The following is a 24,842-nucleotide window of genomic DNA, read 5'->3' as shown; positions in this document are numbered from 1 at the left end:
GCCATGGCCTCGGTGCGTGCAGCCGACACCTGGCGGGACAGCGGAGTGCGCCCGGAGCGCCACCACGGCAGCCTCCGTCCCGACCTGACCGGCCCCGACCGCCCGGTGCGCATGGCCCGTCCGCCGGTCCCGCCGCCCCCGCCGCGCGGCCGTCCCGCGGTGCCCGCCCCCAGCCGGGCGGGTGGGACCGGCCGTCCCGCCGCGGGCGGCGCGCGCCCCTCGCAGCGCACCCCCTCGGCCGCGGTGCCGCCGCTCCCCGACCGCGACGACGCCGGTGCCCGCCGCGGCGGCCGCGCCCCCGGGCGCCCCGCCGCCCGACGCGGGCCCTCCGAGGCGGGGTCCGGCAGCCGGCTGCGCGGCGCCGTCGCCGTCCTCGGGGTCTTCGTGCTCACCCTGGCCGGCGGCGCCGTCGACTCCTTCTTCGGCGTGGGCCTCGGCACGCTGACCCTGGTCACGCTGGTCGCCGGCTCGGCCGTCGCGACGCTGCTGGTCCGACGGCGCGACCTGCTCACCCCCGCCGTCGCCCCGCCGCTGGTGTTCGTCGCCGTCGCCGCGGTGAACGTGGGCCTGGCCCCCTCGGCCAGCCTCAACCTGCCGACGATCGCCACCGTGCTCGTCCGCGGCTTCCCGACCATGGCCGTCGCCACCGTCGCCGCCCTGGTGGTCGCGATCGTCCGCTGGGCCGCCCGCCGCTGACGGGAGGACCTCCCACCGTGGAAGGACCCCGTCCTCCTCATCCCTCGCGAGCTCGGGACGAGCCTCTGGACGGGGCCTGCGGCGGGCCCCTGCAGGGAGGCCGTTCCACGCACGTACCAGGGCCCCCCTCCCGGTCGGGAGGGGGGCCCTGCTGCGTTCCGGGCGGGTCAGCCGCGCTTGGGCCGCAGCTCGTGGGGCAGCGCGAAGACCAGCCGCTCCTCGGCGGCCTTGACCGTCCCGACGTCGGGGTAGCCGCGCGCGGCCAGCCAGTCGAGCACCTCGCTGACCAGCACCTCGGGCACCGAGGCACCGCTGGTCACGCCGACGGTGCCCACGCCCTCGAGCCAGGCCTCGTCGATCTCCGCGGCGTAGTCGACCAGGTGCGCGGCCCGGGCGCCGGCCTCCAGCGCGACCTCCACCAGCCGCACCGAGTTCGACGAGTTGGTCGAGCCGACGACGACCACCAGGTCGCACTCGGCGGCCATCTGCTTGACCGCCTGCTGGCGGTTCTGGGTGGCGTAGCAGATGTCGTCGCTGGGCGGGGACTGCAGGCCGGGGAAGCGGGTGCGCAGCTGGTCGACCGTCGCCAGCGTCTCGTCGACCGACAGCGTCGTCTGCGACAGCCAGACGACCTTCTCGGGGTCGCGCACCTGCACGGCCGCGACGTCCTCGGGACCGTCGACGAGCTGGATGTGCGACGGCGCCTCACCGGAGGTGCCCTCGACCTCCTCGTGGCCACGGTGGCCGATGAGCAGGATGTCGTAGTCGTCGCGGGCGAACCGCTTGGCCTCCTGGTGCACCTTGGTGACCAGCGGGCAGGTGGCGTCGATGGTCCGCAGCTGCCGGGCCGCGGCCTCCTGGTGCACCGCCGGCGAGACGCCGTGGGCGCTGAAGACGACGACCGACCCCTCGGGCACCTCGTCGGTCTCGTCGACGAAGACCGCGCCGCGCCGCTCGAGGGTGGCCACGACGTGCTTGTTGTGGACGATCTGCTTGCGGACGTAGACCGGCGCGCCGTGGATCTCCAGCGCCCGCTCGACGGCGATCACCGCCCGGTCGACGCCGGCGCAGTAGCCCCGGGGATCGGCCAGCAGGACGCGTCCGCGCTGATCAGCCATGGCCCCCATGGTAGAGAAAGGACCTCCCTGCTCCCCGCCACTCGCCGGCTCGCGGCGGGCCCCTGCAGGGAGGCCGTCCCGGAACGTCGCCAACGTCACACCGTGCGGCCTGCTCGACCGGGTGGCCGGGGCGGGGCACACGATGCCGTTCCGCGGGCACTGGGGCAGGCTGGGGCCATGTCCCGTGAGATCCCCGAGCCGATCCGGGCGAGTGTCGGTCTGGCCGCCACCGTCCTCGACGACGTCCGCAGCCTCCCCCGGACCCTGCCGGGACTGCCGGTGCGCCTCATCGGCATCGCCCTGCAGGCCGCGATGAAGCTGCAGCAGCAGTGGTCGGGCCTGGTGGCCCGCGGCGACGAGGTGCTCACCGGAATCCGGGGCGAGAGCGAGCCGGGGCTGGCCACCTTCGACGACGACGACGAGGACCGGTCCGCGGACGGCGGCCCGCTGGTGGCCCAGCCGATCGACGTCCGGCGCGACTCCGCCTTCGACCGCGCACCCGACGTCGACACCACCGCCGGCACCATCACCGACGAGGAGGTCGCGGCCCTCCCCGACGACCCGGCCGCCGACGCGGTCGTCGCCGCCGTGGAGGACACCGCCTCCGCCCTCGACGAGACCGACGCGCGGGTGGGGCTCACCCAGGTCGACGTCATGGAGGTCGACGTCGACACCGACGCGGCCGGCCTGGTCGACGACGAGACCGCCGGGCTGCCGCCGGACCCGGCGCCGGCCGAGGTCGTGGCCGCCCTGGAGGGCATCACCGACCAGGTGCAGGGCGCCGAGGAGGCCGGGGCCGCCCTCGACGCGGCCGACTCCACGCTCACCGCCGAGGACGCGCTGGAGTCGGCGCTGCTCGAGGCGGAGGGCACCGGCCCGGAGTCCGGCGCCGCTACCGACACCACCACCCCCGACGACGCGCCCGCCGCCAGCGACCCCGGAGGCTCCCCGGTCGGTGAGCTGGCCGGCGCCCCCGACGTGGGCAGCGACGACACCGTTCTGCCCGACGCCGCCGACTCCGGCGTGCCCGACACCGACATCGGCCTGGCCGACGAGGCGACGACGGACGAGGCGACCACCGGCGAGGCGGCCGGCGACGGGGCGACCGGCGACGCCGGCGTGCTGGCCGGGGACGCGCAGCCCGACGCGGGCGGTGAGGCGCCGTCCGAGGTCGACGTCGTCACGCCCGACGGCGAGGTCGCCACCGTCGAGGGCACCGTCACCCACGAGGGCGTCGTCGCCCCGGAGGGCGACGAGGCGGCGGCCGGGACCGGGACCGCCACCGGCGCGGGCAGCGACGTCGTCACCGAGGAGCACGCCCGCGTCGACGAGGAGGTGGGCGCCGAGGCCGGCCCGGCCGAGGAGCCCGACACCGGCACCGGCACCGGCACCGACTCCGCCGCCGCGACCGCCACCGACGAGGGCGGCACGCCCGTGGCCGCGGTGGGCGCGGTCGACGAGCAGCCCGACACGTCCTCCGACGACACGGCGAGCGGCGCCGAGCAGGCCGCGGCCCCGATCGAGGGCTACGACAGCTTCAGCATCGCCCAGCTGCGCGGCCGGCTGCGCGGGTACCAGCTCGCCACGGTGCAGGACCTGCTCGCCTACGAGGAGGCCGGCAGCAACCGGCCGCAGTTCGTCACCATGCTGCGCAACCGGCTGGAGAAGCTCGAGCAGCAGGCCGTCGACGCCAGCCCCCTGCAGCCCCGCGGCTAGCGACCCCGGCGAGGGTGCCGGGCGGGACGGTCGGTCCCGCCTGGCACCCTCGGGTGCATGACCGCGCCCTCCTCCCCCGAGGCGCCGTGGCCGGTGCGCACGGTGGCCCGCAAGGTCGCCGAGTGGATCGGCCGGCTGGGCGAGGTGTGGGTCGAGGGCCAGGTCGCCCAGCTGTCCCGCCGCGGGGCGGCGACGGTGTTCCTCACCCTGCGCGACCCGGCCGCCGACCTCTCGGTGCCGGTCACCTGCGCCCGCGACGTCGCCGACCGCCCCGGCCTGGAGCTCACCGAGGGCGCGCGCGTCATCGTCCGCGCCCGGCCCGACTACTACATCGCCCGCGGGTCGTTCTCGCTGCGCGCCACCGAGATCCGCGCCGTCGGCCTCGGTGAGCTGCTGGCCCGCATCGAGCGCATCCGCCGGCTGCTGGCCGCCGAGGGCCTCTTCGACGCCGCCCGCAAGCGGCCGCTGCCCTTCGCGCCGGCCGTCGTCGGGCTGGTCACCGGGAAGGACTCCGCCGCCGAGCGCGACGTGCTGGTCACCGCCCGGCGGCGCTGGCCCGCGGTGCGCTTCGCCGTCCACCACAGCCTGGTGCAGGGCGTGAACGCCGCCGCGTCGGTCATCGACGGCCTGCAGCGGCTCGACCGCGACCCGGAGGTCGAGGTCATCGTCCTCGCCCGCGGCGGCGGCTCGGTCGAGGACCTGCTGCCCTTCTCCGACGAGGGCCTGGTCCGCGCGATCGCCGCCTGCCGCACCCCGGTGGTCACCGCCGTCGGGCACGAGACCGACACCACCCTGGTCGACCACGTGGCCGACGTCCGGGCGGCCACCCCCACCGACGCCGCGCACCGGGTGGTGCCCGAGATCGGTGAGCAGCGGCGGCTGGTCGACGGGCTGCGCGCCCGCGCCCGGCACCTGCTCGCGCTGCGGCTCGAGCAGCAGGTGCGCTGGCTGGAGGGGGTGCGCAGCCGGCCGGCGCTGGCCGCCCCCGAGCGGCTGCTGCACGGCCGCGCCGACGACGTCTCCGCCCTGCGCGACCGCGCCCGGCGCACGCTCACCCACCGCGTCGAGACCGCCGAGCGCGACCTGGAGCACGCCCGCGCCCGCGTCGCGGCGCTCTCGCCGCAGGCCACGCTCGAGCGGGGCTACGCGCTGGTGCAGCGGGCCGACGGCGCGCTGGTCCGCGACCCGGCCGAGGTCGGCGACGACGAGCGGCTCGCGGTGCGGGTGGCCGGTGGGCGGCTGCCCGTCCGGGTCGACCGGCAGGATGGGCGGTCGTGAGCGCACCGACCCCCGAGCAGCCGACCCAGACCTACGAGCAGGCCCGCGAGGAGCTGGCCGAGGTGGTCCGCCGGCTCGAGGCCGGCGGGCTGACGCTGGAGGAGTCCCTCGCCCTGTGGGAGCGCGGCGAGGAGCTGGCCCGGCTGTGCCAGCACTGGCTGGACCGGGCGCGCGAGCGGCTGGCCGCGGCCACCCCGGGCGACCAGCCGGACTGAGCCGGGCTCAGCGCGCCGCCACCGGCGCGATCGCGGCGGCCACCGTCTCCAGCTCCGCGTCGGGCGCCGAGCCGGTCACCAGCAGCGTCACGCCGTCCTCCTCGCGGGAGAGCGCGGTCTCGCCGCGGCCGGTGGTCGAGCGGGTCCACTCCTCCCCCGCCACCTGCACGGTGCCCTCCTGCTCGGCGCCGTCGAGCACGTCGGTGAGCGGGTCGGCGCCCGGGTCGTCGCTGGTCACGTAGCCCGCGTACTCCGTCGACGGCGTCACGTAGCCGATCTGCAGGGTCACCGGCGCCCCGTCGACGGCGTCCCCGGCGTCGGTGCGCGCGCTGGTGGGCCGGTAGCCGTCGGGCAGCTCGGAGGGCACCTGGACGGCGTAGCCGGCGCGGGCCGCGGCCAGCTGGACGGTGCTGGTGGGGTCGATCGGGCGCACCGGGTCGGGGTCGCCCTGCCGGAAGGCGATCCAGCCGACGGCGAGCAGGGAGACGACCACCAGCGGCAGCAGCGACCGGATCATGTTGGCCGCGCTCATCCGGTTGGCCCGCTCCACCGCGGACGGCGGCGGGGGCGGCTGCTCGTCGGTCGGCGGTGCTGTGCCCTGCTGGGCGGCCTGCTCGCCCGACGGGCCGGGAGTGCTCATTCCCCTAGGATCGCAGCACCGCCGACCCACCCCGCCGCCCCACGACCGCGGCCCCGTCCAGCGCACCCTCCGAGCAGGCGAGGGTGGGGAGGACGGGGTCCTTCCTCTGGAGGTCCCCGTGATCCTTCCCGTCCCCGACGGCCCCGTACCCCCGGCTCAGCGGGTGAGCACCTTCCGCACCGACCGTCCGGCGCCCGACCGCAACCTCGCCCTCGAGCTGGTCCGGGTCACCGAGGCCGCCGCGATGGCCGCGGGCCGCTGGGTGGGGCGGGGCGACAAGAACGGCGGCGACGGCGCGGCGGTCGACGCGATGCGCGCGCTCATCGGCACGGTGAGCATGCGGGGCGTCGTCGTCATCGGCGAGGGTGAGAAGGACCAGGCGCCGATGCTCTACAACGGTGAGCAGGTCGGTGACGGGTACGGCCCCGAGTGCGACGTCGCCGTCGACCCCATCGACGGCACCACGCTGATGGCCAAGGGCATGCCGAACGCCATCGCGGTCATGGCCGTCGCCGACCGGGGTGCCATGTACGACCCGTCGGCGGTCTTCTACATGGAGAAGATCGCCACCGGACCGGCCGCCGCCGACGTCGTCGACATCACCGCCCCGGTGGCGGAGAACATCCGCCGGGTCGCGAAGGCCAAGCGCGGCTCGGTCGCCGACGTCACCGTGTGCATCCTCGACCGGCCGCGGCACGAGCAGCTGGTGCACGAGGTCCGCGAGGCCGGCGCGCGGATCAAGTTCATCACCGACGGCGACGTCGCCGGCGCGATCGCCGCCGCCCGCGAGGGCACCGGCGTCGACCTGCTCATGGGCATCGGCGGCACCCCGGAGGGGATCATCGCCGCCTGCGCGCTCAAGTGCATGGGCGGCGCGCTGCAGGGCCGGCTGTGGCCCAAGGACGACGAGGAACGGCAGAAGGCCCTCGACGCCGGCCACGACCTCGACCGGGTGCTGCAGATCGACGACCTCGTGCGCGGCGACGTCTTCTTCGTGGCCACCGGCATCACCGACGGCGAGCTGCTGCGCGGCGTGCAGTACCGCGCCGGCGGCTGCACGACGCAGTCGCTGGTCATGCGGTCGCGGTCGGGCACGATCCGCTCGATCGACAGCCTGCACGCGCTGGAGAAGCTGCGCGCCTACTCCGCGGTGCCCTTCGACCGGCACGACACCGAGGACTGACCCCCGATGCAGCGGGCCCGGCACCCCGAGGGGGGCCGGGCCCGCCGTGCGCCGGCCTCCGCCGGTCAGTGCACCGTCACTCCGGGAAGCTGACCGTGCACAGCTCGCCGGTGCCCTCCGGCTGCCGGCCGGCGCAGGTGTCGGCGTAGCGCTCGTAGGCCGAGTCGGCGTCGGAGGCGAAGAACAGGTCGTCGCACGCGGCCATGTCGCCGTCGTAGCAGCTCTGCGCCTGGGCGTTCAGCGCAGGGTCCGAGCCGAGCCCGGTGGGCGGGATCGTGGCCGGCGGGACGCCGCCACCGGCGTAGAGCTCCTCGCAGCCGCCGCCCTGCGGGTCGTTGCGACCGCCGCAGGTGGAGCCGTACTCCTCCCAGTCCGACCCGATCGAGGTGGCGAAGAAGAGGTCGTCGCACGCCGTCCAGTCCTCGGCCGCGCACTGCTCGGCCAGCGGGAGGAACTCCCCGTCGGGGTCGGGCTCGGTGATCGAGCAGGGCGACGCCGGGTCGGGCACGCCCGCCGTTCCGCTCCCCGACGGCTCCTCGCACGCGCCCGCGGGCGACGACGAGCCCACGGAGGAGCTCGGGGACGACGAGCCCGCGGACGACGAGCTCGTGCTCGTGCTCGTGCCGGTCGGGTCGGCGACCGTGGTGCCGCCGTCGTCCCCGCGGAGCAGGAAGAACAGCCCGACGGCGAGCCCCGCGAGCAGCAGCACCCCACCGACGGTCAGCGCGACGACCAGGTTCCGCCTGCTCGCCGGCCGCTGCGGCTGGCCGTAGGGCTGCTGGCCGTACTGCTGCCCGTACTGCTGCCCGTACTGCTGGCCGTACTGGGCCTGGTTCGGGTCGTACGCGCCGTAGGGCTGCTGGCCGTAGGGCTGCTGCCCGTACTGCTGGCCGTACTGCGCCTGGTTCGGGTCGTACCCGCCGGGGGGCTGCTGGCCGTACTGCTCGCCGTACTGCTGGCCGTACGGGGCCTGGTGCGGGTCCTGGCCCGGCGGGCCGAGGGGGGTGGTCCGGTCACGCTCGCCGTACTGGCCGGGCTGCCCGTACTGCCCCTGCTGGCCGTACTGCCCCGACGGGAACTGCGACGTGGGGGGCGCCGGGTGACCGGCCTGCGCGGTCGGGTCGTCGGACGCGCCCCAGCCCTGCTGCCCCGGCTGCGGCGCCCCGGGGTCGGTGCCGCCCGGCGGAGGGTGGGGAGGCTGGGACATGGTGGGGACTCCTCGCTTCGGGTCGGGTGCGCCCGACAGTCTCGGTCGGCCCCGGGTGGGCCGGGAGCGGAACGCGGTCACGGGACGGCGGCGCCCCGTCCCACGGTCCCCGGCGGCACCTGGGGTCACGGACAGCCTGGCCGGACGCGCTTGCGGGTCGCTGGCGGACGACTGGCAGCGGCGCTCAGTCCAGGTCGGTGCAGGCGGGGACCTCGTACTGCCGCACCCGGCCCCCGCAGGTCGAGCCGTACTCCTCGTAGCCCGACAGCGGCGGCGACTCGTAGAACAGGTCGTCGCAGGCCTGCAGGTCGCCGTCGAAGCAGCTCTGCGCGTAGGCGTCGAGCACCGGGTCGGGGCCGAGCTCGTCGGGCTCCACCGGGTCGGACTGCTCGACCGGGCCGAGCGCCCCGCCGGTCCAGGACGGGTCGGCGTAGACGCCACCGGCGCCCACGGCCTCGGCCACGCCCGCACCGATCCCGCGGCCGAGCTCGTCGGCGGCCGAGCTCAGCACCAGCGCGCCGAGGACGGTGGCGGTGACCAGGCCGGCGGCACCCAGGGCGGTCGCGGCGAGCACGGTGCGCCCCGGCCGGCCGGGGGACGCCGGCGGCGCGGGCAGCGGCGGGGGCGGGACGGGGCGGCCGGCGGCGGGGTCCCAGGTCCCCCACGGCGTCCACGCGCCCGCGGGGGTGGGTGCCGGCGGCGGGGTCCAGGCCGGCGGCTCCCAGGACGGGTCGACGGACGGCGGGTGGGACACGGGCCCTCCTCGGGGCTGGGGACGTCCGGGGAACCGTAGGTCCCCGATCGGCCCCCTCCCGGGTCCCGCTCCGGGCCTGCGGGCAGGAGGGACGACGGGGTGCTTCTAGGGTCACGCGTGCAGCAGCGATCCCACCGACACCACACGGGAGCCAGCGTGGCCACCGAGCAGGACCACCGCATCGAACACGACTCCATGGGGGAGGTCCGCGTCCCCGCCTGGGCCAAGTGGCGGGCGCAGACCCAGCGCGCCGTCGAGAACTTCCCCATCTCCGGCACGCCCATCGAGCGCGAGCTCATCGCCGCCCTGGCCGCCATCAAGGGCGCCGCCGCGCGGGTCAACGCCGACCTCGGCGTGCTCGACCGCGGCGTCGCCGACGCGATCGCCGCCGCGGCCGCCGACGTCGCCTCCGGCACCTGGGACGAGCACTTCCCCATCGACGTCTTCCAGACCGGCTCGGGGACGTCGAGCAACATGAACACCAACGAGGTCGTCGCGACCCTGGCCACCGAGGCCACGGGCACGCCGGTGCACCCCAATGACCACGTCAACGCCTCGCAGTCGTCCAACGACGTCTTCCCCTCGGCCATCCACGTGGCCGCCACCCGGGCGATCGTGCGCGACCTCGTCCCGGCGCTGCAGCACCTCGAGGCCGCGCTGTCGCGCAAGGCCGAGGAGTTCCGCGAGGTCGTCAAGAGTGGCCGCACCCACCTGATGGACGCCACCCCGGTCACCCTCGGCCAGGAGTTCGGCGGCTACGCCGCAGCGGTGCGCTACGGCGTGGAGCGGCTGCACGCCTCGCTGCCGCGCATCGGCGAGCTGCCGCTGGGCGGCACCGCCGTCGGCACCGGCATCAACACCCCGCCCGGGTTCGCCGCCGCGATCATCGAGAAGCTCGCCGCCGAGCTCGACCTCCCGCTCACCGAGGCGCGCGACCACTTCGAGGCGCAGAGCTCCCGCGACGCCCTGGTCGAGGGCAGCGGTCAGCTCAAGACGATCGCCGTGGGCCTGGTGAAGATCGCCAACGACCTGCGGTGGATGGGCTCGGGCCCGCGCACCGGCCTCGGCGAGATCCAGCTGCCCGACCTGCAGCCGGGCAGCTCGATCATGCCGGGCAAGGTGAACCCGGTGATCCCCGAGGCGGTCATCCAGGTGGGCGCCCAGGTGATCGGCAACGACGCGGCGGTCACCTACGCCGGCACCACCGGCGTCTTCGAGCTCAACGTGACGCTGCCGCTGATGGCCCGCAACGTGCTGGAGTCGATCCGGCTGCTGGCCAACGTCAGCCGGCTGCTCGCCGACCGCTGCGTCGACGGGATCGTCGCCGACGTCGAGCAGTGCCGCACCTACGCCGAGTCCTCGCCGTCGATCGTCACGCCGCTGAACAAGTACATCGGCTACGAGGAGGCGGCGAAGGTCGCCAAGCAGTCGCTGGCCGAGCGCAGGACGATCCGCGAGGTCGTCGTGGAACGCGGCTACGTGGAGCAGGGGAAGCTGACCGAGCAGCAGCTCGACGAGGCCCTCGACGTCCTGTCCATGACCCACCCCTGACGGCCCGGGGTGGGCCCGGCGGGGTGCCGGGCCCACCCCCGCGGACGACTACCTGTCGTCGGCGGGGCCCGACGCCAGTAGCGTCGCGGTGCGATGACCGAGACAGCGAACGCCGCAGCCGACCGCACTCCCGAGGTATCTCTCCGGCACCCGGGAGGTGAGCTCCCGCTGCGCGTGGTGCCGGCCACGGAGGGGTCCGCCGGCCTCGACGTCTCCAAGCTCCTGTCGACGACGGGCCAGGTGGCCCTCGACATCGGCTTCGTCAACACCGCCTCGTGCACCTCGGCGATCACCTACATCGACGGTGACGCCGGGATCCTGCGCTACCGCGGCTACCCGATCGACTCACTCGCCGGGCAGGCCAGCTTCCTCGAGGTCAGCTACCTGCTCATCTACGGCGAGCTGCCGACCGCCGACCAGCTGGCCGAGTTCGACGACCGGCTGCGGCGGCACACCCTCCTGCACGAGGACCTCAAGCAGTTCTTCAAGGGCTTCCCGCGCGACGCGCACCCGATGCCGGTGCTGTCCTCGGCGGTCAGCGCCCTGTCGACCTTCTACCAGGACTCGCTGGACCCCTTCGACGAGCGGCACGTGGAGATCTCCACGGTCCGGCTGCTGGCCAAGCTGCCCACCATCGCCGCCTACGCGTACAAGAAGTCCGTCGGCCAGCCCTTCCTCTACCCGGACAACTCCCTGGGCCTGGTGGAGAACTTCCTGCGGATGACGTTCGGCTTCCCCGCCGAGCCCTACGAGGTCGACCCCGACCTGGCCGCGGCGCTGGACATGCTGTTCGTGCTGCACGCCGACCACGAGCAGAACTGCTCGACGTCGACGGTGCGGCTGGTCGGCTCCTCGCACGCCAACCTCTTCGCCTCGGTGTCGGCCGGCATCAACGCGCTGTTCGGGCCGCTGCACGGCGGGGCCAACCAGTCGGTGCTGGAGATGCTGGAGGCCATCCAGCGCGACGGCGGCGACATCGGCCGCTTCGTCGAGCGGGTGAAGAAGAAGGAGCCCGGCGTCAAGCTCATGGGCTTCGGCCACCGGGTCTACAAGAACTACGACCCGCGCGCGGCGATCGTGAAGAAGACCGCCGACCAGGTGCTGGCCAAGCTGGGCGGCAACAACGAGCTGCTGGACCTGGCGCAGCAGCTCGAGGAGATCGCGCTGTCCGACGACTACTTCGTCGAGCGCAAGCTCTACCCGAACGTCGACTTCTACACCGGGCTGATCTACCGGGCGATGGGCTTCCCGACGCGGATGTTCACCGTGCTGTTCGCCCTCGGCCGGCTGCCCGGCTGGATCGCCCAGTGGCGGGAGATGATCGACGACCCGGCCACCAAGATCGGCCGTCCCCGGCAGGTCTACACCGGCGAGACCGAGCGGGCCTTCGTCCCGCTCGCCGAGCGCTGACCCGGGCGGGCATGGGCAGCGAGCCGCCCGGCGAGGACGCCCTCGTCCTGCCACCGGTGCCGCTGGCGACCGGGCGGCTGCTGCGCCTCGACGACGAGCACTCGGTGGCGGTCACCGCCGTCGAGCTCGTCGTGTCCACCGAGGACGGGGCGGAGCACCGCATCGCGCTGGTGCCCCGCCACGGCGCCTGGTGGCCGCCCGACCGCTGACCGCACCCCCGCGCACTCCCGCGGACGTGCCCCGCGCACGTCCGGGGGAGGTGCACACCCGACCTCCGCGCGGGCCCCCCCGTCCGGGCGGCCTCCCTCACCCCCTGGGGTGAGACCGACTCCCCCCTCCCTCCTCCGGGTCCCCCACCGCGTCGATCTGACGGCGAGCGCTCCACGGCACCCCTGCCGCGGAGCCGGCCACGCCCGTCGAGACGCCCGGGGGACCCGCAGTGCCCGCACCACGCACCACCGCCTCCCCGCGGACCGCCGGCGTCCCCGCTCCCCGCCGCCCGCTGACCGCCCGCGAGGCCCAGGCGCTGCAGGCCCTGCTCGCCGCCCGCACCGCCGGCAGCGCCCCCGCCGGGGCCCGCCCGCGCCCTGCCCGGCCCGCCGCCGCCCGCCAGCGCTCGGCCACCCGCCGCCGCCCGGCCGCCCGCCGCGCCCCCCGGACCGCTCGCGCGCGCGGCCCCTGGCGGGCCCGGCTGCTCGTCGTCGGCCTGGCCACCCTGCTCGTCCCCGTGCTCACCGTGCTGCTCGCGCCGACCACGTCCGCCCCCGGCGCGGCCACCGTGCCCGGCGACCCGGCCGGCCTGGCGCTGGCCGCCCGCAGCACCCTGCTGCAGGACGCCGACACCTACCGCCGGCTGCAGACCGAGATCGCCGCCCGCCGGACCGCGGTGGAGCAGGCCGTCGCCGCCGAGCAGGGCGCCCGCGCCGCCGTCGCCGCCGAGCAGGCCACCGTGGGGGCCGCCGCGGCCGACCTCTACCGCGCCACCGCCCTCACCCGGATGCCGGTGCTCGGCCTCGACGCCACCGCACCGGCCGGCACCCCCGACGTCCTCTACCGGCAGGCGCTGGCCGACCGCGCCGCCGGCGACCGCGAGGCCGCCGTCGCCCGCGCCGAGCGCGCCGAGGCCGCCGTCCGGACCGCCGCCGCCCGGGTGGCCGCCGCGCAGTCCGCCGTCGACGCGGCCACCGCGCAGGCCCGCTCGCTGCTGGGCGGCATCCGGGAGACCGCCGGCGACCTGGGGCTCGACGTCTCGGTGCAGCTGGCCGCCTTGGGCACCGTGCCCGCCGCCGGGGAGCAGCAGGCCCGCAACGCCGCCGCCCTGCAGCGCTGGCAGGGCTACCTCACCGAGCTGGCCGCCGCCGGCGTCGAGCCGCCGTCGGCGGCCGAGCTGGCCGACCCGGCCGCGCTGCCCGAGGGCTTCTCCCCCGCCCTCGACGCCGCGGGGCAGGCCGTGCCCGGCGTGGCGTGGGCGGTGGCCGGCAACCGGCCGGTGACCGTGCTGCCCGCCGAGACCGTGGCCGCGGTGAGCAGCGCGCTGTCGCAGGCCGGCCGCCCCTACGTGGCCGGCGCCGCCGGGCCGGACACCTACGACTGCGGCGGTCTGGTGGCCGCCTCCTACCTGCTCGGCGGGTACGCGCTGCCCACCACCGCGGCCGGACAGTGGGCCGCCGCGCCCGTGGTGCCCGCGTCGCAGCTGCAGGTCGGCGACCTGCTGGTCTCCGACGGCGGCCTCGACGTCGGCATCTACCTCGGCGGGGACGACGTGCTCGGCGCCTCGGCGGCGAGCTACCAGGTGGGCGTGCGCTCGGTGCCTTCCGACGCCCGCGCGGTCCGGGTGACCCTGCCGGCGCCCGCCGAGCCCAACGCGCCGCTGCCGGTGTCGACGTCGGGGCGGGGCGCCTGCGGTGCCGTCCCCGCGCCGGCCGGTCCGGTCAGCCCCGCGTGGGGTGGCTGGTCCAACGGCCGGATCCCGACCGCGGCGCTGTGCCCGGTCGCCCGCGGCCACGCGCTGCGCTGCGACGCGGCGGCCGGCTACGCGGCCCTGGCGCAGGCCTACCAGGCGGCCTTCGGCACCCCGCTGTGCATCACCGACTCCTACCGGTCGATGGGCGCGCAGGTCGACGCGTTCCGCCGCAAGCCGGCGCTGGCCGCGGTGCCGGGGACGTCGAACCACGGCTGGGCGCTGGCGGTGGACCTCTGCGGCGGGATCAACGTCGCCGGCACCCCGCAGTGGACCTGGATGACCCAGCACGCCGGCGCGTTCGGCTTCGTCAACCCCGACTGGGCCCGGCCCGGCGGCGAGAAGCCCGAGCCCTGGCACTGGGAGTACGGCGACCTGGCGTAGCCGCGGTGACGTACTGGAACGGCCCCGTCGCAGGGGCCCGCGCCGAGCTCGCGAGGCGTGGGGGGCGACGGGGTCCTTCTAGAGCCAGCGGAGGTCGGGCAGGCGCGACCAGGGCAGGCGGACGCAGGCCTCGCCGGTCTCGCCCAACCGGGCGGCGACGGCGGCCGAGGCGCACGCCACCGGACGCACCGGCGTGACGACGACGTGCGGCTCGGTCAGGTGCAGCCCGGCGTCGGCGATGCGGGCGAGCAGCCGGGCGGGGTCGGCGAGGGCCGCGGACGCGAGCATCGGCGCGCCGGGGTGCGACCACAGCGCGACCGGCCCCTCGACGCGCAGCACGCCCCCGGCGTCGGCGGCGCGCCCGAGCGCGGCGGCCCGGGTGCGGCCCACGACCGCGGCGTCGGCGCGGTCCGACGGCGCCCAGCCGACGGTGCGCTCCCCGCGGCGGACGACGACCCGCCAGCCGACGGCGGCGCGGGCCCGGTCGGTCCAGTCGAGGACGGCCACCCCGGTCGCGGCGGCCGCGGCGTCGGTCACCGGGCGGGCGGCGACGAGGTCGGTGAGCGCGGCGGCGACCGCGGCGGCGGTCGGGGGCACGCCGGCGTCGGTCATGTCCTCGGCGAGGTCGCGCAGCGGGGTGCGCACCCGGCGCTCGTCCTCGGCGAGGACCAGCACGGGACCGCGCACGGGGTCGGCCGACACGGCGGCGCGCAGGCCGCCGGTGGCCAGGCCGGGGAGCACGGCGGTGGCGGTCTCCCGGAGGAGGTCGACGTCGACCGGCCCGGGCCGCAGCCGCTGCAGCAGGCCGGCGCGGGACCGGGGGTGCAGGGAGCTCACGGGCGGCGACCGCCGAGGACGCCCTGCAGGGCCGGCGGCAGGTCCGCCAGGTCCAGGACGCTGTCGAGCTCGGCGGCCGAGAGGCGCACCGGCAGCACGTCGTCGGCCCAGCCGGTCACCCGGCGCACGCGGGCGGCCGGCCCGGGCCAGACGGCGTCGCGGGCGGCGGCCACGTGCAGCTCGGTGAGCACGTCGGCCAGGTGCACCGCGGCGACCGGGTGCACCCCCGGCTCGGCCAGCGCGTCGCGGACGACGGTGGCCAGGTCGCCGCGGTCCTGCTCCGACAGCCAGTGCGGGAGCAGCGCCGCGGCGGCGTGGTCGCCGGCGGGCAGGACGCTCACCGTGCACCTCCCCCCGGACGGCTGTGCGGGTCCGCCCCTCCGGCGCCGGCGGCGCGGGATCGGGCAGGACTCGTGGTCACGCTCTCGGTATCGGCAGGTCCGGACCCGGATGGACCCGGGTGCGCCGGACCGATCGGATCCGTTTCGCCGGCTACTCGCTGAGCTCGGCCAGCCGGTCCTTGAGCGCCCGCTCGACGCGGTCGGCGTGCACGTTCATGTTGCGCACCGAGGTGCCCAGGTCGGCCGAGACCTGCGTCTTGGTCTGCCCGCCCCAGGTGGTCAGGTACCAGGTCGCCCAGCCCAGCACGTTGGGCTGGGCGGCGCGCTGGCCCCGCGCGGCGGTGGGGTCGGGCGCGCAGGCGGCGGTCAGCGCGTGCGAGAGCAGCGTCTGCTCGGCCTCGTCCATGATCTGGTCGGGCGCCTCGTCGGAGTCGGGCAGCAGCACCTCGGTCGCGTCCGGCGTGCCGTCCAGCGACTGCAGGTTGCGCAGCCCGTTGAGGGTGGCGACGGTCTGCGAGTTGCGGCGCAGGGTGGCCACGCTCTGCCCCATGTAGGCGGCCAGCTCGCGCTCCGTGGGCCGCCGCTGGTGCTCGGCCTGGAAGGCGGCGATCGCCTTCTGCTGCCGGTTCTCGGTGTCGGCCGCCGTCCGGCCGTGGGCGTTGCGGCCCAGGTCGTGCACCCACTTCGACAGCTGGGTGGCGAGGAAGGCCCCGAACGGGACGCCCTTGGTCTCGTCGTACTGGCCGACGGCCTTGAGGATCCACTCGGCGACCTGCTGGGTGAGGTCGTCGGGGTCGGGCAGGTGCAGCCGGATCGTGCTCATGTTGCGCTGCAGCCGCTTGAGGCTCACCGGCATGTAGTGCCGGCAGAGGTCCTCGAGGAAGGCCGGCGGCAGGTCGCGCGGCGCGCGCCGGCGGACGTCGGCCTCGGCGCGCAGGCCGACCGTGGTCGCGCCGTGCGTGGCGCACCAGGCGCGGAGCCAGTCGGCGAGCACCCCGCCCTGGCCGCAGGGCCCGTCGACCCGGTAGAGCCCCTCCCCCTCGTCGTGACTGACGGTCACGCCGTCGGGGAGGTCGGCCCGCAGCCGTGCCAGCGGGATCTCGCGGTCGGCGCGGAAGTGCACCCGGTCGCGCGGCGTGATGGGCACCCGGGCGAAGCCCTCGGCCTCGGGGAGGCCGCCGAAGACGAGCGGCGCGCGGGTGTCGGTGGACGGGGCGGGGGCGGGGTGGGTCACCGGTGCTCCTGGCGATCGCGGGGAAGGCGACGGCTGAGGGGCGGCGGCCCCTCGAGAGGGGTCTAGGCGGGGACGCGCTCGCCCGGCAGCGGGGAGCGGGGGCCGGGGACGGCGACGACCTCGGGGTCGGCCGCGCCGAGGAGGGCCTCCGCGGCGGCGCGCTCGGCGGGGCCGGGCTCGGTGGCGTACACCGGCATGTGGTCGTAGAGGACCGTGAACAGGTCGCTGACGAAGGCGTAGGCGGCCTGGGCCTGCGGCGAGAAGCGTGCGATGGCCTCGCGGGGGCCGAGCTCGACGCCGACGGTCACGCGGACGACGCGCTCGTCCTTGCCCAGGCCGCTGACGCCGAAGCCGACGGCGGGGTGGGCCGCGGCCAGCGCGGCCAGCTCGGCGAGGCAGCGGCGGGTGGACCCGCGCCGCGGGCGGAGCTGGACGTGCACGACGACGGTGTCGGCCGCCGGACCGGTGCCGGCCTCGACGTCGGCACCCTGCACTGCTGCAACGCTGTGTCGCATCTTCATCGCCCCCTGTGACGTGCTCGGGGCAACTCTGGCGCATGAGCGGACGGTGACGGGCACACAACTCGCCGTGCCCTACGCAATCTGCGGGGGCACCTTCGTCAGTTCTTGCTGACGCCGGCGCCCGTGGGGCTCGGGCGGGCCGGCGCCACGGCGGAAGTTGCCGAGGCGCCGGCCCCGCGTCCGTGGCGAGTCGTCAGCGGGTGGCCGGTCCCGGCGAGGCGGCGCCCGGCACGGCCGGCCGGGGAGCGGCTGCGGGGGCCGCCGCGGCACCGGGACCGCCGTCGGCGGGCGGGGCGAAGGCGGCGAGCGCGCCCAGCGTGTCGGCGGTGACCTGCGCGGCGAGCAGGTTGGCCTCGGCGATCTGCCGGTAGACCTCCTCGCGGTGGATGGCCACCTCGCGGGGCGCCTTGAAGCCGAGGCGGACGGTGCCGCCGCGCACCTCGACGACGTGCACCTCGATGTCGTCGCCGATGCGGATGGTCTCGCCGACGCTGCGGGTCAGTGTGAGCACGGGTACCCCTCCATGGGTGTGTGTTCGGCCTTCCGTGGCGGTGCCCGCCGGGGCGGGCCCGGACGGCGGGTGCGCCGTCCCCTCCTTCATCGGCAGAGGCGCCGCCGGATCGGATGACGTCCATCAGGCAGCACGACCTGGGCGGCCCGCCAGTTGGCCGGGTTGACCACCACCGGGGCGCGGAGGTTGGCCGTGGCGGCGGACGGCCCGCCGGCCGGCACGGTCACCAGCACGTAGACCTGCGCGTCGGCGGGGTCGTCGAGGCCGAGCTCGTCGAGCAGGGCGGCGGGGAGGACGGGGTCGTAGTCGGCGAAGTACCGGGCCGGGGGGATGACCAGGAACCGCGGGCCGCCGACGTCGAGGGACTGCAGCCAGAACAGCAGCCCGTCCCCGTCGGCGGTGACGAGCACGTAGTCGCGGAACTCGGGGAACCCGGGCAGCGGCGTGACCATGCCCAGCAGGGGCAGCGTGGCGACGGGGGCGAGCGTCACCGGAGGAAGTCCACGAGCGAGGGCTGGATGACCTGCGAGGTGGCCGACAGCGCCGCCTGGTAGCCGGTCTGCTGGAACTGCAGCTGCATGATCGTCTTGGGCAGGTCGACGTCCTCGACGTCGGCCAGCTGCCGGCTCAGCGAGAGCTGCACGTCGCTGTTGGTCTGCGCGGCGGACTCCACCCGCGCCGCGCGGGCGCCGATCGTCGACAGGCCGGTGAGCAGCCGCTTGAGCGAGGCGTCGAGCGCCTCGAGGTCCCCGCCGAGCGCGGCCGGGTCGCCGTCGACGTCGTCGGCGATCTTCCCCACGAGGGCGAACAGGTCGACGCCGGCCGGGTCGCCGAACGCCTCGGACCCGGTGACGTCGATGCGCACGTCCTCGCCGTCGGCGATCCGCCGGGTGGTCGGCACGACCGGGATGCCGTCGGCGCCGCCGACCCCGACGTAGCTCCCGTCGTCGGCGTAGGCCCGGTCACCGGTGGTGACCCCGCCGAACAGCGGCCGGCCGTCGACCGAGGTGTTGGCCAGGCCGATCAGGCTCTTGCGGATCTCCCGCAGCTCGGTGGTGACGGCACTGCGGCCGGACTCGGAGAGCGCACCCTCGTTGGACGCCTGCACGGTGAGGTCGCGGACCCGCTGCACCTGCGCGGACATGGTCCGCAGCGTCGTGTCGGTGGTGTCCAGCCAGCCCTGCGCGTCGGAGATGTTGCGGGCCTGCTGGGTGACCGCCGCCTGGTCCTGCCGGATCTGCATGGCGCGGTTGACGCCGGTCGGCGAGTCCGAGGGCTTGCTGACGACCTTGCCGGAGGTGAGCTGCTGCTGCAGCTTGCCCAGCTCGGTGAGGTTGCGGTTGAGGCCGAGCAGCGCGGTCTGCGCCACGGCCTTCTGGGTGATGCGCACTCAGGTCACCGCCCCACGACGCCGGTGCGGTTGATCAGGGTGTCCAGCGCCTCGTCGATCGCGCTCACCATGCGGGCCGCGGCGTTGTAGGCGTGCTGGAAGGACAGCATGTTGGTCATCTCCTCGTCGAGGTTGACCCCGGAGACCGACTCGCGGGCGGCGTCCACCTGGGTGGAGATCACCGACTGCACCTCCAGGTTGCGGGCGGCCACCGAGGACTCCACGCCCAGTCCCACCACGAACGTGCGGTAGGTGGCGTCCAGGCCGGCGGTGTCGAGGCTGAGCCGGAACAGGGCGTCGGCGTTGCGGCCGTCGGCCGACGTCCTGCCGCCGAGCGCGGCGGGGTCGGTCGCGGCCGCGGCCACCTGCTCGGGCCGCAGCGACCGCAGGGTGATGGTGGCGGCGGTGACCTTGGTGAGGTCGACGGTGGCCGCGCCCGAGCCGTCGTCGAACAGGGGGCCGCCCCGCTGGCCCTCGAGGTCGAAGCCCTGGGCGTGCGCGGTGTTGAGCGTGCCGGCCAGCGACCGGGCGAACTCGTCGAGCTGGGTGCGGTAGGCCGGGACGGTGGCGGTCAGCGCGGTGAGCTGGCCGGCGGCCGTGCCGCCGGGGCGCAGCACCGTGCCGCCGGGGACGGTGACCAGGCGGGGCGGGTCGGTGGTGGCGTCGTCGGGCTTGGCGGTGCCGGCCAGCGCGAGGCCGACGGAGGTGCCGCCGGAGACCAGGCTGGTCCCGCCGACGGTGACGTCGACGACGCCGTCGGCGCGCGGCACCGCGGTGGCGCCGATCTGCTGCGCCAGCTGCATCACCAGGCCGTCCCGCCGGTCGGCGAGCTCGTTGACCGGCAGGCCGGCCAGCGTCGCCTGCCGGATGCTGGCGTTCAGGTCGGCGATGGCCCGGGTGCTGGTGTCGACGTCGGCGACGAGGGCGGCCAGGCCGTCGCGGGTCTGGTCCCACTGCTGGTCCAGCGCGGCGCGGGAGGTGCGCAGGCCGTCGGCGAGGGTGTCCAGGCGCTCGAGCACCTGGCTGCGCGAGGCCAGCGTCAGCGGCGAGTTGGCCAGGTCGGAGAAGCCGGCCCAGACCGCGGTCAGCATGCTCTGCAGGCCCTTGTCGCCGGGCTCGCGGAACGCCTCCTCGACCTGGGACAGCGCCGCGCTCTCCGCGGTGAGCCGGGCGGTGTCGGCCGTCTCGAGGTGGGCGCGCGCCTCCAGGAGGGCGTCGCGCACCCGCCGGACCTTCTCGGCGTCCACGCCGCCGTCGACGGCGCTGCTCACCGAGTGGATCGCGGGGAGGGCGGTGCCGCCCATGGCCTGCAGGTCGACCCGCTGCCGCGAGTAGCCCTCGGTGTTGACGTTGGCAACGTTCTGGCCGGTGACGTCGAGGCCGCGCTGGGCGGCCCACAGCGCCGTCGTCGCGGTGTTCAGGGCGGAGAAGGCACTCACAGGGCACCGTCCAGGGTGACCGCGCGGGAGCTGCCGGCCTCGGAGCGGCCGCTGGCGCCGTAGGTGCCGGCCGAGGGCTGGCGCACCGAGACCAGGGCGTCGCCGAGGGCGGCCAGGCCACCCTCGATCAGCTCGCGGTTGGCGTCGGAGAGGCTGCGCAGGTCGGTGACGAGCACGAGCAACGCCTCGTGGTGGCGGCCCAGCAGGTCGTTCCACGGCGCGGGGGCCACCTCGGCGAGCTGGCGCAGCGACGGGTTGACGCCGACGCCGAGCCGGGTGGCCAGGGACTCGGTCACCGCGGCGCGCTCCACCTCGAGCGTGCGCAGCTGGTCGAGCACGACCTCGATCTCGTGGGCGATGCGCGCCAGCCAGCGGGTCTTGCCCGACAGGATGAGGTACTGCTTCTCCTCCGCCTTGAACAGCAGCAGGTCGAGCAGCTCCTGCTCCCGCCACAGCAGCGTCGACAGGTGCTGGAAGTCCACGTCCGCCACCGCCTCCCTCGTCCTGCCGGGCGGGCGGTCCCGTCCGGCGTCGTCAGCGGTCAGGCCATCGGCACCGGGCGAAGGACCCTCAAGCCGAGATCCCAGGATCGGCAGATGTTGCCCGGTCCGGGTGGTGCGGTCGCCCGTGCGGGCAGCCGAGGAGGGAGGCGTGCCAGCAGCCCGCCTCCCGGTGACCGAGCGCCCACCCGCCCTGCGCCCCGCCACCCCGCGCAGCGCGCCGCCCCCCGGTGGCGCGCCGCCGCCGGCCGTGTCGCGGTCGGCCGCCGAGGTGGAGGCGATGGTCACCGAGCACCTGCCGCTGTGCTCGTTCGCGGTCAACGCGGTGGCCTCGCGGATCTCGCTGCCCGGCCACGTCAGCCGCGACGACCTGCTCTCCTGCGCGCGCCTGGCGCTGGTGGAGGTCGCCCGCCGCTTCGACCCGTCGGCCGGCGCCACCTTCGCCACCTACGCCCTCCCCCGCCTGCAGGGCGCCGTCCTCGACGAGCTGCGCTCGGGCGACTGGGCCAGCCGCTCGGTGCGGGCCGCGGCGCGGCGGACCGACGCCGCGGCCGACGCGCTGACCATCCGGCTGGGCCGGCCGCCGACGCGCGAGGAGCTCGCCGGGGAGCTCGGCGTGCGCCGCGACGAGCTCGACGCGCTGCAGGTCGACGTGCACCGGGCGGTCATGGTGAGCATCGACGCCGAGAGCGGTGCCGAGGGCGGCTCGCTGGACCTGCCCGACCCCGGGGAGTCCCCCGAGCGGGCGGTGCTGCGGGGGGAGCGCTCGCGCTACCTGCACGACGCCGTCCGGGCGCTGCCCGACCGCCTCGACGAGGTCGTCGAGCGCAACTTCTTCGGGGGCGAGTCGCTCACCGACATCGCCGCGGACCTCGGCGTCACGCTCTCCCGCGTCTCGCAGATGCGCGCCCGCGCACTGACGCTGCTGCACGCGGCGATGAGCGAGGTGTGGGACGGCCGGACGGTGCCGGCCGACGGCGGCGTGCGGGCCCGCAACCAGCAGCGCCTCTACGTCGAGCGGGTGGCCGGCCGGCACGCCGGCGACCGCAACGCCCCGCCCGCGGCCGTGCCCCCGCTCCCCGCACCGCGCGCGGCGTGGGCGGCGGCGGCCCGCTCCTACGGCGTCTCCCGACCCGCCTGAGTGAGAACTCCGGCAAGAAGTCCGGGATTCGCCTCAAGTCCCGTCCCGTCCCGGCCGTAACACCACCTGCACGCCCCGCAGCACGGATGCAGCGGGAAACCCGAAGACCTGATTCCAAGGAGGAACACCATGGGTCTGCGCGTCAACACCAACATCGCGGCGCTCAACTCGTACCGCAACCTGTCGGCCACCGACACGCAGATGGGCAAGTCGCTCGAGAAGCTCTCGAGCGGTCTGCGCATCAACCGGGCCGCCGACGACGCGGCCGGCCTGGCGATCTCCGAGGGTCTGCGCTCGCAGATCGGTGGTCTGAAGGTCGCCGTCCGCAACACCCAGGACGGCATCTCGGTCGTCCAGACCGCTGAGGGCGCTCTCACCGAGACCCACAGCATCCTGCAGCGCATGCGCGACCTGGCCGTCCAGGCCTCGTCCGACGGTGGGCTGAACGACGACGCCAAGAAGGCCATCCAGTCGGAGATCGGCCAGCTCAAGTCGGAGCTGAACCGGATCGCCGACACCACCCAGTTCAACGGCAACAAGCTGCTGGACGGCACCTACACCGGGAAGACCTTCCAGGTGGGCGCCAACCAGGGTGAGACGATCTCCGTCGGGGTGGCCACCGCGATGACCACCACGGGCCTGGGCGTCTCCGGGGTCTCCGTGACCGCCGGGACCGCGAAGACGGCCGTCACCGTCCAGCCGGTGACCGCCGGTGCGGCCGGCACGGTGACCATCTCGTCGGCCCAGCTCGACACGCTCGACGACCTCAAGCAGCTCAACGGCACCATCACCGTCGGCAACAAGAGCCTCGACCTGGCCACGGTCAAGCTGACCGGTGCCACCGTCGACGACCAGCGGGCCGACCTGGTCACGAAGATCAACGCCGTCTTCGGTTCCTCCGCCACCGCCGCGGGCGGCACTGGCGCGGTCGACCTCGTGATCACGGGTGCCACCGGCGCCTCGGGCGAGACGGCGCGGGCGGCGGCCGACCGGGCGGTGGTCTTCGCCCAGTCGACCGGTGCCGACACCGCGATCACGGCCATCGAGAACGCCATCAAGACCGTCTCGACGGTCCGCGCCGACCTCGGTGCCGTGCAGAACCGGTTCGAGCACACCATCAACAACCTGAACGTCGCGGTGGAGAACCTGTCGGCCTCGGAGTCGCGGATCCGCGACACGGACATGGCGCAGGAGATGGTGAGCTTCACCCGCTCGCAGATCCTGTCCCAGGCCGGCACCGCGATGCTCGCCCAGGCCAACTCCAGCTCGCAGGGCGTCCTGCAGCTGCTGCGTGGCTGATCCCACCCGGTAACACCGCACCACCCCGGTGAGGGGGGAGGCCCCGCGCCTCCCCCCTCACCCACATCCGCACCCGCCCGACACAGGAGGAGCCGACATGGCAGGGATGGCCGTCGACGGCCTCGTGTCCGGGCTGGACACCACGACGCTGATCAACCAGCTGGTCTCGGCCGAGGCCGCGCCGCAGACGGCGCTGAAGACCCGGCTGAGCGCCACCACCGCCGCCGCCACCGCCTACCGCACGGTCAACAGCCGGATGGAGTCCCTGCGCAGCGCGGCCGAGGCGCTCACTGCGACGAACCTCGCCGCCGCGCGGACGGCCACCAGCAGCAGTGCCGACGTCACCGCCAGCGCCACGTCCTCGGCGGTCAACGGCAGCGCCCTGAGCTTCTCGGTGGTCGCGCTGTCCAGCGCGCACACCGTCACCAGCAACCTGGTGTGGAGCTCGGCCGCCACCGACGTCCGCACCCCCAGCGCCGGCGGCAGCGACCCCGGCTGGCCGCTGCAGATCCGCAAGCCCGACGGGAGTGCCGACGGCGCGCTGGTCGCCGAGATCCCCCTGCCGGACAAGAACCCGCCCACCCTCGCCGACGTCGCCGCCGCCATCAACGAGGGCGAGTACGGCCTGCGTGCCACGGTGGTCCAGCTGGCCCCGGGCCAGGTCCGGCTCCAGGTGACCAGCACGACCACCGGCGCGGCGTCGCAGTTCTGGCTGCGCGGCGGGAACGAGACCACCGAGACCGCGGGCAGCGCCTTCGTCGCCGAGCCGCCGGGCCGCGACGCCGAGCTGCGGCTCAGCAACGGCCTGACCGCCACCTCGGCCACCAACACCTTCGCCGAGCTGCTCTCGGGCGTCTCGGTCACCGTGTCGAAGGTCGACCCGACCGCGACCACCACCGTGCGGGTGGCCAGCGACTCCGAGGGCGTCGCCGCCAAGGTGCAGGCCTTCGTGGACGCCGCCAACGCGGCGCTCAAGGAGATCAAGGCGCAGAGCTCCTCGGCCCCGGGCAGCACCGCCGTCCTCAAGGGCGACAGCACCCTCACCGGCCTCACCGGCTCGATCCTGAGCGCGTTCGGCACCCGCATCGGCACCTCCTCCGCCGTCACCCTGGGCATCCAGCTCAACAAGGACGGCACGATCGCCTTCAAGAAGGAGACCCTCCTCGCCGCCCTCGAGGAGGAGCCGGCGAAGGTGCAGGCCCTGCTGGGCGGCAGGCCCGCGGACACCGTCGCCGGCACCACCGCGGTCGAGGGCCTCGCCCAGCGCGTGCAGACGCTGGCCAAACAGGCCTCCGACACCACGACCGGGACGCTGACCAGCCTGGCCAAGGGCCGCGACACCCTGGCCGCGGACATCAAGGACCGCATCGCCGACTGGGACACCCGGCTGAAGGTGCGCAGGGACACGCTCACCCGCCAGTTCACCGCCATGGAGACGGCGCTGAGCTCCCTGAAGTCCCAGTCGAGCTGGCTGGCCGGCCAGCTCGCCTCGCTCCCCAGCTCAAGCTGACGCCCGA

At 75.6% G+C, this 24,842-nt stretch carries 25 protein-coding genes; 12 read left to right on the top strand and 13 right to left on the bottom strand.

The annotated features are described in order from the left end of the window. The first annotated feature begins 3 nt into the window (after window positions 1–3). Window positions 4–696, top strand: coding sequence for a DUF6542 domain-containing protein (locus BLQ97_RS08640; RefSeq protein ID WP_217637100.1), 693 nt, complete (start codon window positions 4–6; stop codon window positions 694–696). A gap of 167 nt (window positions 697–863) precedes the next feature. On the opposite strand, the gene BLQ97_RS08635 is transcribed toward BLQ97_RS08640, so the two are convergent. Continuing rightward, window positions 864–1,814 (bottom strand): 4-hydroxy-3-methylbut-2-enyl diphosphate reductase, encoded by a 951-nt coding sequence (locus tag BLQ97_RS08635; protein ID WP_091365142.1) that lies wholly within the window; start codon window positions 1,812–1,814, stop codon window positions 864–866. Between the two features lie 177 nt (window positions 1,815–1,991). Here BLQ97_RS08635 and BLQ97_RS23270 point away from each other — a divergent pair, with 177 nt between their 5' ends. From BLQ97_RS23270 to BLQ97_RS08620, 3 genes are read left to right on the top strand one after another with little or no spacing between them, the layout of a single operon-like run. Then, on the top strand, window positions 1,992–3,530 hold the full coding sequence (locus BLQ97_RS23270; protein ID WP_175471645.1) for a hypothetical protein: 1,539 nt from the start codon (window positions 1,992–1,994) through the stop codon (window positions 3,528–3,530). A 57-nt stretch (window positions 3,531–3,587) separates the two neighbouring features. Continuing rightward, window positions 3,588–4,808 (top strand): exodeoxyribonuclease VII large subunit, encoded by a 1,221-nt coding sequence (gene xseA / locus BLQ97_RS08625; protein WP_091365141.1) that lies wholly within the window; start codon window positions 3,588–3,590, stop codon window positions 4,806–4,808. Next, the gene (locus BLQ97_RS08620) at window positions 4,805–5,023 is read left to right on the top strand and encodes an exodeoxyribonuclease VII small subunit (RefSeq protein WP_091365139.1); all 219 of its coding nucleotides are present in this window, start codon (window positions 4,805–4,807) and stop codon (window positions 5,021–5,023) included. The genes xseA and BLQ97_RS08620 overlap by 4 nt, the downstream gene beginning before the upstream one ends. Before the next feature lie 7 nt (window positions 5,024–5,030). Here the strand turns inward: BLQ97_RS08620 and BLQ97_RS08615 are convergent, their stop codons facing one another. Then, a complete protein-coding gene (locus BLQ97_RS08615; protein WP_091365137.1) occupies window positions 5,031–5,663 on the bottom strand; it encodes a DUF4245 domain-containing protein in 633 nt (210 codons plus the stop codon). Window positions 5,664–5,781: 118 nt separating this feature from the next. Here BLQ97_RS08615 and glpX point away from each other — a divergent pair, with 118 nt between their 5' ends. Then, window positions 5,782–6,846: a class II fructose-bisphosphatase gene (glpX, locus tag BLQ97_RS08610; protein ID WP_217637099.1), complete on the top strand. Its 1,065-nt coding sequence runs from the start codon at window positions 5,782–5,784 to the stop codon at window positions 6,844–6,846. Window positions 6,847–6,922: 76 nt separating this feature from the next. On the opposite strand, the gene BLQ97_RS08605 is transcribed toward glpX, so the two are convergent. Then, a complete protein-coding gene (locus BLQ97_RS08605; protein WP_091365133.1) occupies window positions 6,923–8,053 on the bottom strand; it encodes a hypothetical protein in 1,131 nt (376 codons plus the stop codon). Between the two features lie 184 nt (window positions 8,054–8,237). Continuing rightward, entirely contained in the window at window positions 8,238–8,807 is a 570-nt protein-coding gene (locus BLQ97_RS08600) for a hypothetical protein (protein ID WP_091365131.1), read from the bottom strand. Between the two features lie 156 nt (window positions 8,808–8,963). On the opposite strand from BLQ97_RS08600, the gene BLQ97_RS08595 reads away from it, so the two are divergent. From BLQ97_RS08595 to BLQ97_RS08580, 4 genes are all read left to right on the top strand, one after another. Continuing rightward, a complete protein-coding gene (locus tag BLQ97_RS08595) occupies window positions 8,964–10,358 on the top strand; it encodes a class II fumarate hydratase (RefSeq protein ID WP_091365129.1) in 1,395 nt (464 codons plus the stop codon). Between the two features lie 93 nt (window positions 10,359–10,451). Further along, window positions 10,452–11,768 carry a citrate synthase gene (locus BLQ97_RS08590; RefSeq protein ID WP_091365127.1) on the top strand — a complete coding sequence of 439 codons (1,317 nt, stop codon included), beginning with the start codon at window positions 10,452–10,454 and terminating at the stop codon, window positions 11,766–11,768. An 11-nt stretch (window positions 11,769–11,779) separates the two neighbouring features. Beyond that, window positions 11,780–11,977 carry a hypothetical protein gene (locus tag BLQ97_RS08585; RefSeq protein WP_091365125.1) on the top strand — a complete coding sequence of 66 codons (198 nt, stop codon included), beginning with the start codon at window positions 11,780–11,782 and terminating at the stop codon, window positions 11,975–11,977. 230 nt (window positions 11,978–12,207) lie between these two features. Next, window positions 12,208–14,112 (top strand): NlpC/P60 family protein, encoded by a 1,905-nt coding sequence (locus tag BLQ97_RS08580; protein ID WP_091365123.1) that lies wholly within the window; start codon window positions 12,208–12,210, stop codon window positions 14,110–14,112. 78 nt (window positions 14,113–14,190) lie between these two features. On the opposite strand, the gene BLQ97_RS08575 is transcribed toward BLQ97_RS08580, so the two are convergent. The 9 genes from BLQ97_RS08575 to BLQ97_RS08535 all read right to left on the bottom strand — a co-directional run bounded on the left by BLQ97_RS08575 (window position 14,191) and on the right by BLQ97_RS08535 (window position 20,876). Beyond that, on the bottom strand, window positions 14,191–14,949 hold the full coding sequence (locus BLQ97_RS08575) for a hypothetical protein (RefSeq protein ID WP_091365121.1): 759 nt from the start codon (window positions 14,947–14,949) through the stop codon (window positions 14,191–14,193). Next, on the bottom strand, window positions 14,946–15,290 hold the full coding sequence (locus BLQ97_RS08570) for a hypothetical protein (protein ID WP_091365118.1): 345 nt from the start codon (window positions 15,288–15,290) through the stop codon (window positions 14,946–14,948). Before BLQ97_RS08570 ends, BLQ97_RS08575 begins: the two co-directional genes overlap by 4 nt. 151 nt (window positions 15,291–15,441) lie before the next feature. Next, on the bottom strand, window positions 15,442–16,524 hold the full coding sequence (locus tag BLQ97_RS08565) for a sigma-70 family RNA polymerase sigma factor (RefSeq protein ID WP_091365116.1): 1,083 nt from the start codon (window positions 16,522–16,524) through the stop codon (window positions 15,442–15,444). 62 nt (window positions 16,525–16,586) lie between these two features. Then, window positions 16,587–17,018 (bottom strand): hypothetical protein, encoded by a 432-nt coding sequence (locus BLQ97_RS08560; RefSeq protein ID WP_091365113.1) that lies wholly within the window; start codon window positions 17,016–17,018, stop codon window positions 16,587–16,589. A gap of 220 nt (window positions 17,019–17,238) precedes the next feature. Next, window positions 17,239–17,556, bottom strand: a complete 318-nt coding sequence (gene csrA / locus BLQ97_RS24400; protein WP_281181385.1) for a carbon storage regulator CsrA — start codon at window positions 17,554–17,556, stop codon at window positions 17,239–17,241. A gap of 86 nt (window positions 17,557–17,642) precedes the next feature. After that, a complete protein-coding gene (locus BLQ97_RS08550) occupies window positions 17,643–18,047 on the bottom strand; it encodes a flagellar assembly protein FliW (RefSeq protein ID WP_091365111.1) in 405 nt (134 codons plus the stop codon). Then, a complete protein-coding gene (gene flgL / locus BLQ97_RS08545; RefSeq protein WP_091365110.1) occupies window positions 18,044–18,946 on the bottom strand; it encodes a flagellar hook-associated protein FlgL in 903 nt (300 codons plus the stop codon). The genes BLQ97_RS08550 and flgL overlap by 4 nt, the downstream gene beginning before the upstream one ends. A gap of 5 nt (window positions 18,947–18,951) precedes the next feature. Further along, the gene (gene flgK, locus BLQ97_RS08540; protein ID WP_091365108.1) at window positions 18,952–20,385 is read right to left on the bottom strand and encodes a flagellar hook-associated protein FlgK; all 1,434 of its coding nucleotides are present in this window, start codon (window positions 20,383–20,385) and stop codon (window positions 18,952–18,954) included. Then, complete coding sequence (locus BLQ97_RS08535; protein ID WP_245691978.1) at window positions 20,382–20,876, bottom strand: flagellar protein FlgN; 495 nt, start codon at window positions 20,874–20,876, stop codon at window positions 20,382–20,384. Before BLQ97_RS08535 ends, flgK begins: the two co-directional genes overlap by 4 nt. Window positions 20,877–21,036: 160 nt before the next feature. On the opposite strand from BLQ97_RS08535, the gene BLQ97_RS08530 reads away from it, so the two are divergent. From BLQ97_RS08530 to fliD, 3 genes are all read left to right on the top strand, one after another. Beyond that, window positions 21,037–22,026, top strand: a complete 990-nt coding sequence (locus BLQ97_RS08530; RefSeq protein WP_245691976.1) for a sigma-70 family RNA polymerase sigma factor — start codon at window positions 21,037–21,039, stop codon at window positions 22,024–22,026. A 129-nt stretch (window positions 22,027–22,155) separates the two neighbouring features. Beyond that, complete coding sequence (locus BLQ97_RS08525; RefSeq protein WP_091365107.1) at window positions 22,156–23,325, top strand: flagellin N-terminal helical domain-containing protein; 1,170 nt, start codon at window positions 22,156–22,158, stop codon at window positions 23,323–23,325. Between the two features lie 97 nt (window positions 23,326–23,422). Next, window positions 23,423–24,835 (top strand): flagellar filament capping protein FliD, encoded by a 1,413-nt coding sequence (fliD, locus tag BLQ97_RS08520; RefSeq protein ID WP_091365105.1) that lies wholly within the window; start codon window positions 23,423–23,425, stop codon window positions 24,833–24,835. The last annotated feature ends 7 nt before the right edge of the window (window positions 24,836–24,842 follow it).

Origin of the sequence: Geodermatophilus telluris (genome assembly GCF_900102745.1) — a bacterium.
Taxonomy (GTDB): domain Bacteria; phylum Actinomycetota; class Actinomycetes; order Mycobacteriales; family Geodermatophilaceae; genus Geodermatophilus; species Geodermatophilus telluris.
This window is presented reverse-complemented; position numbering and strand designations above follow the sequence as displayed.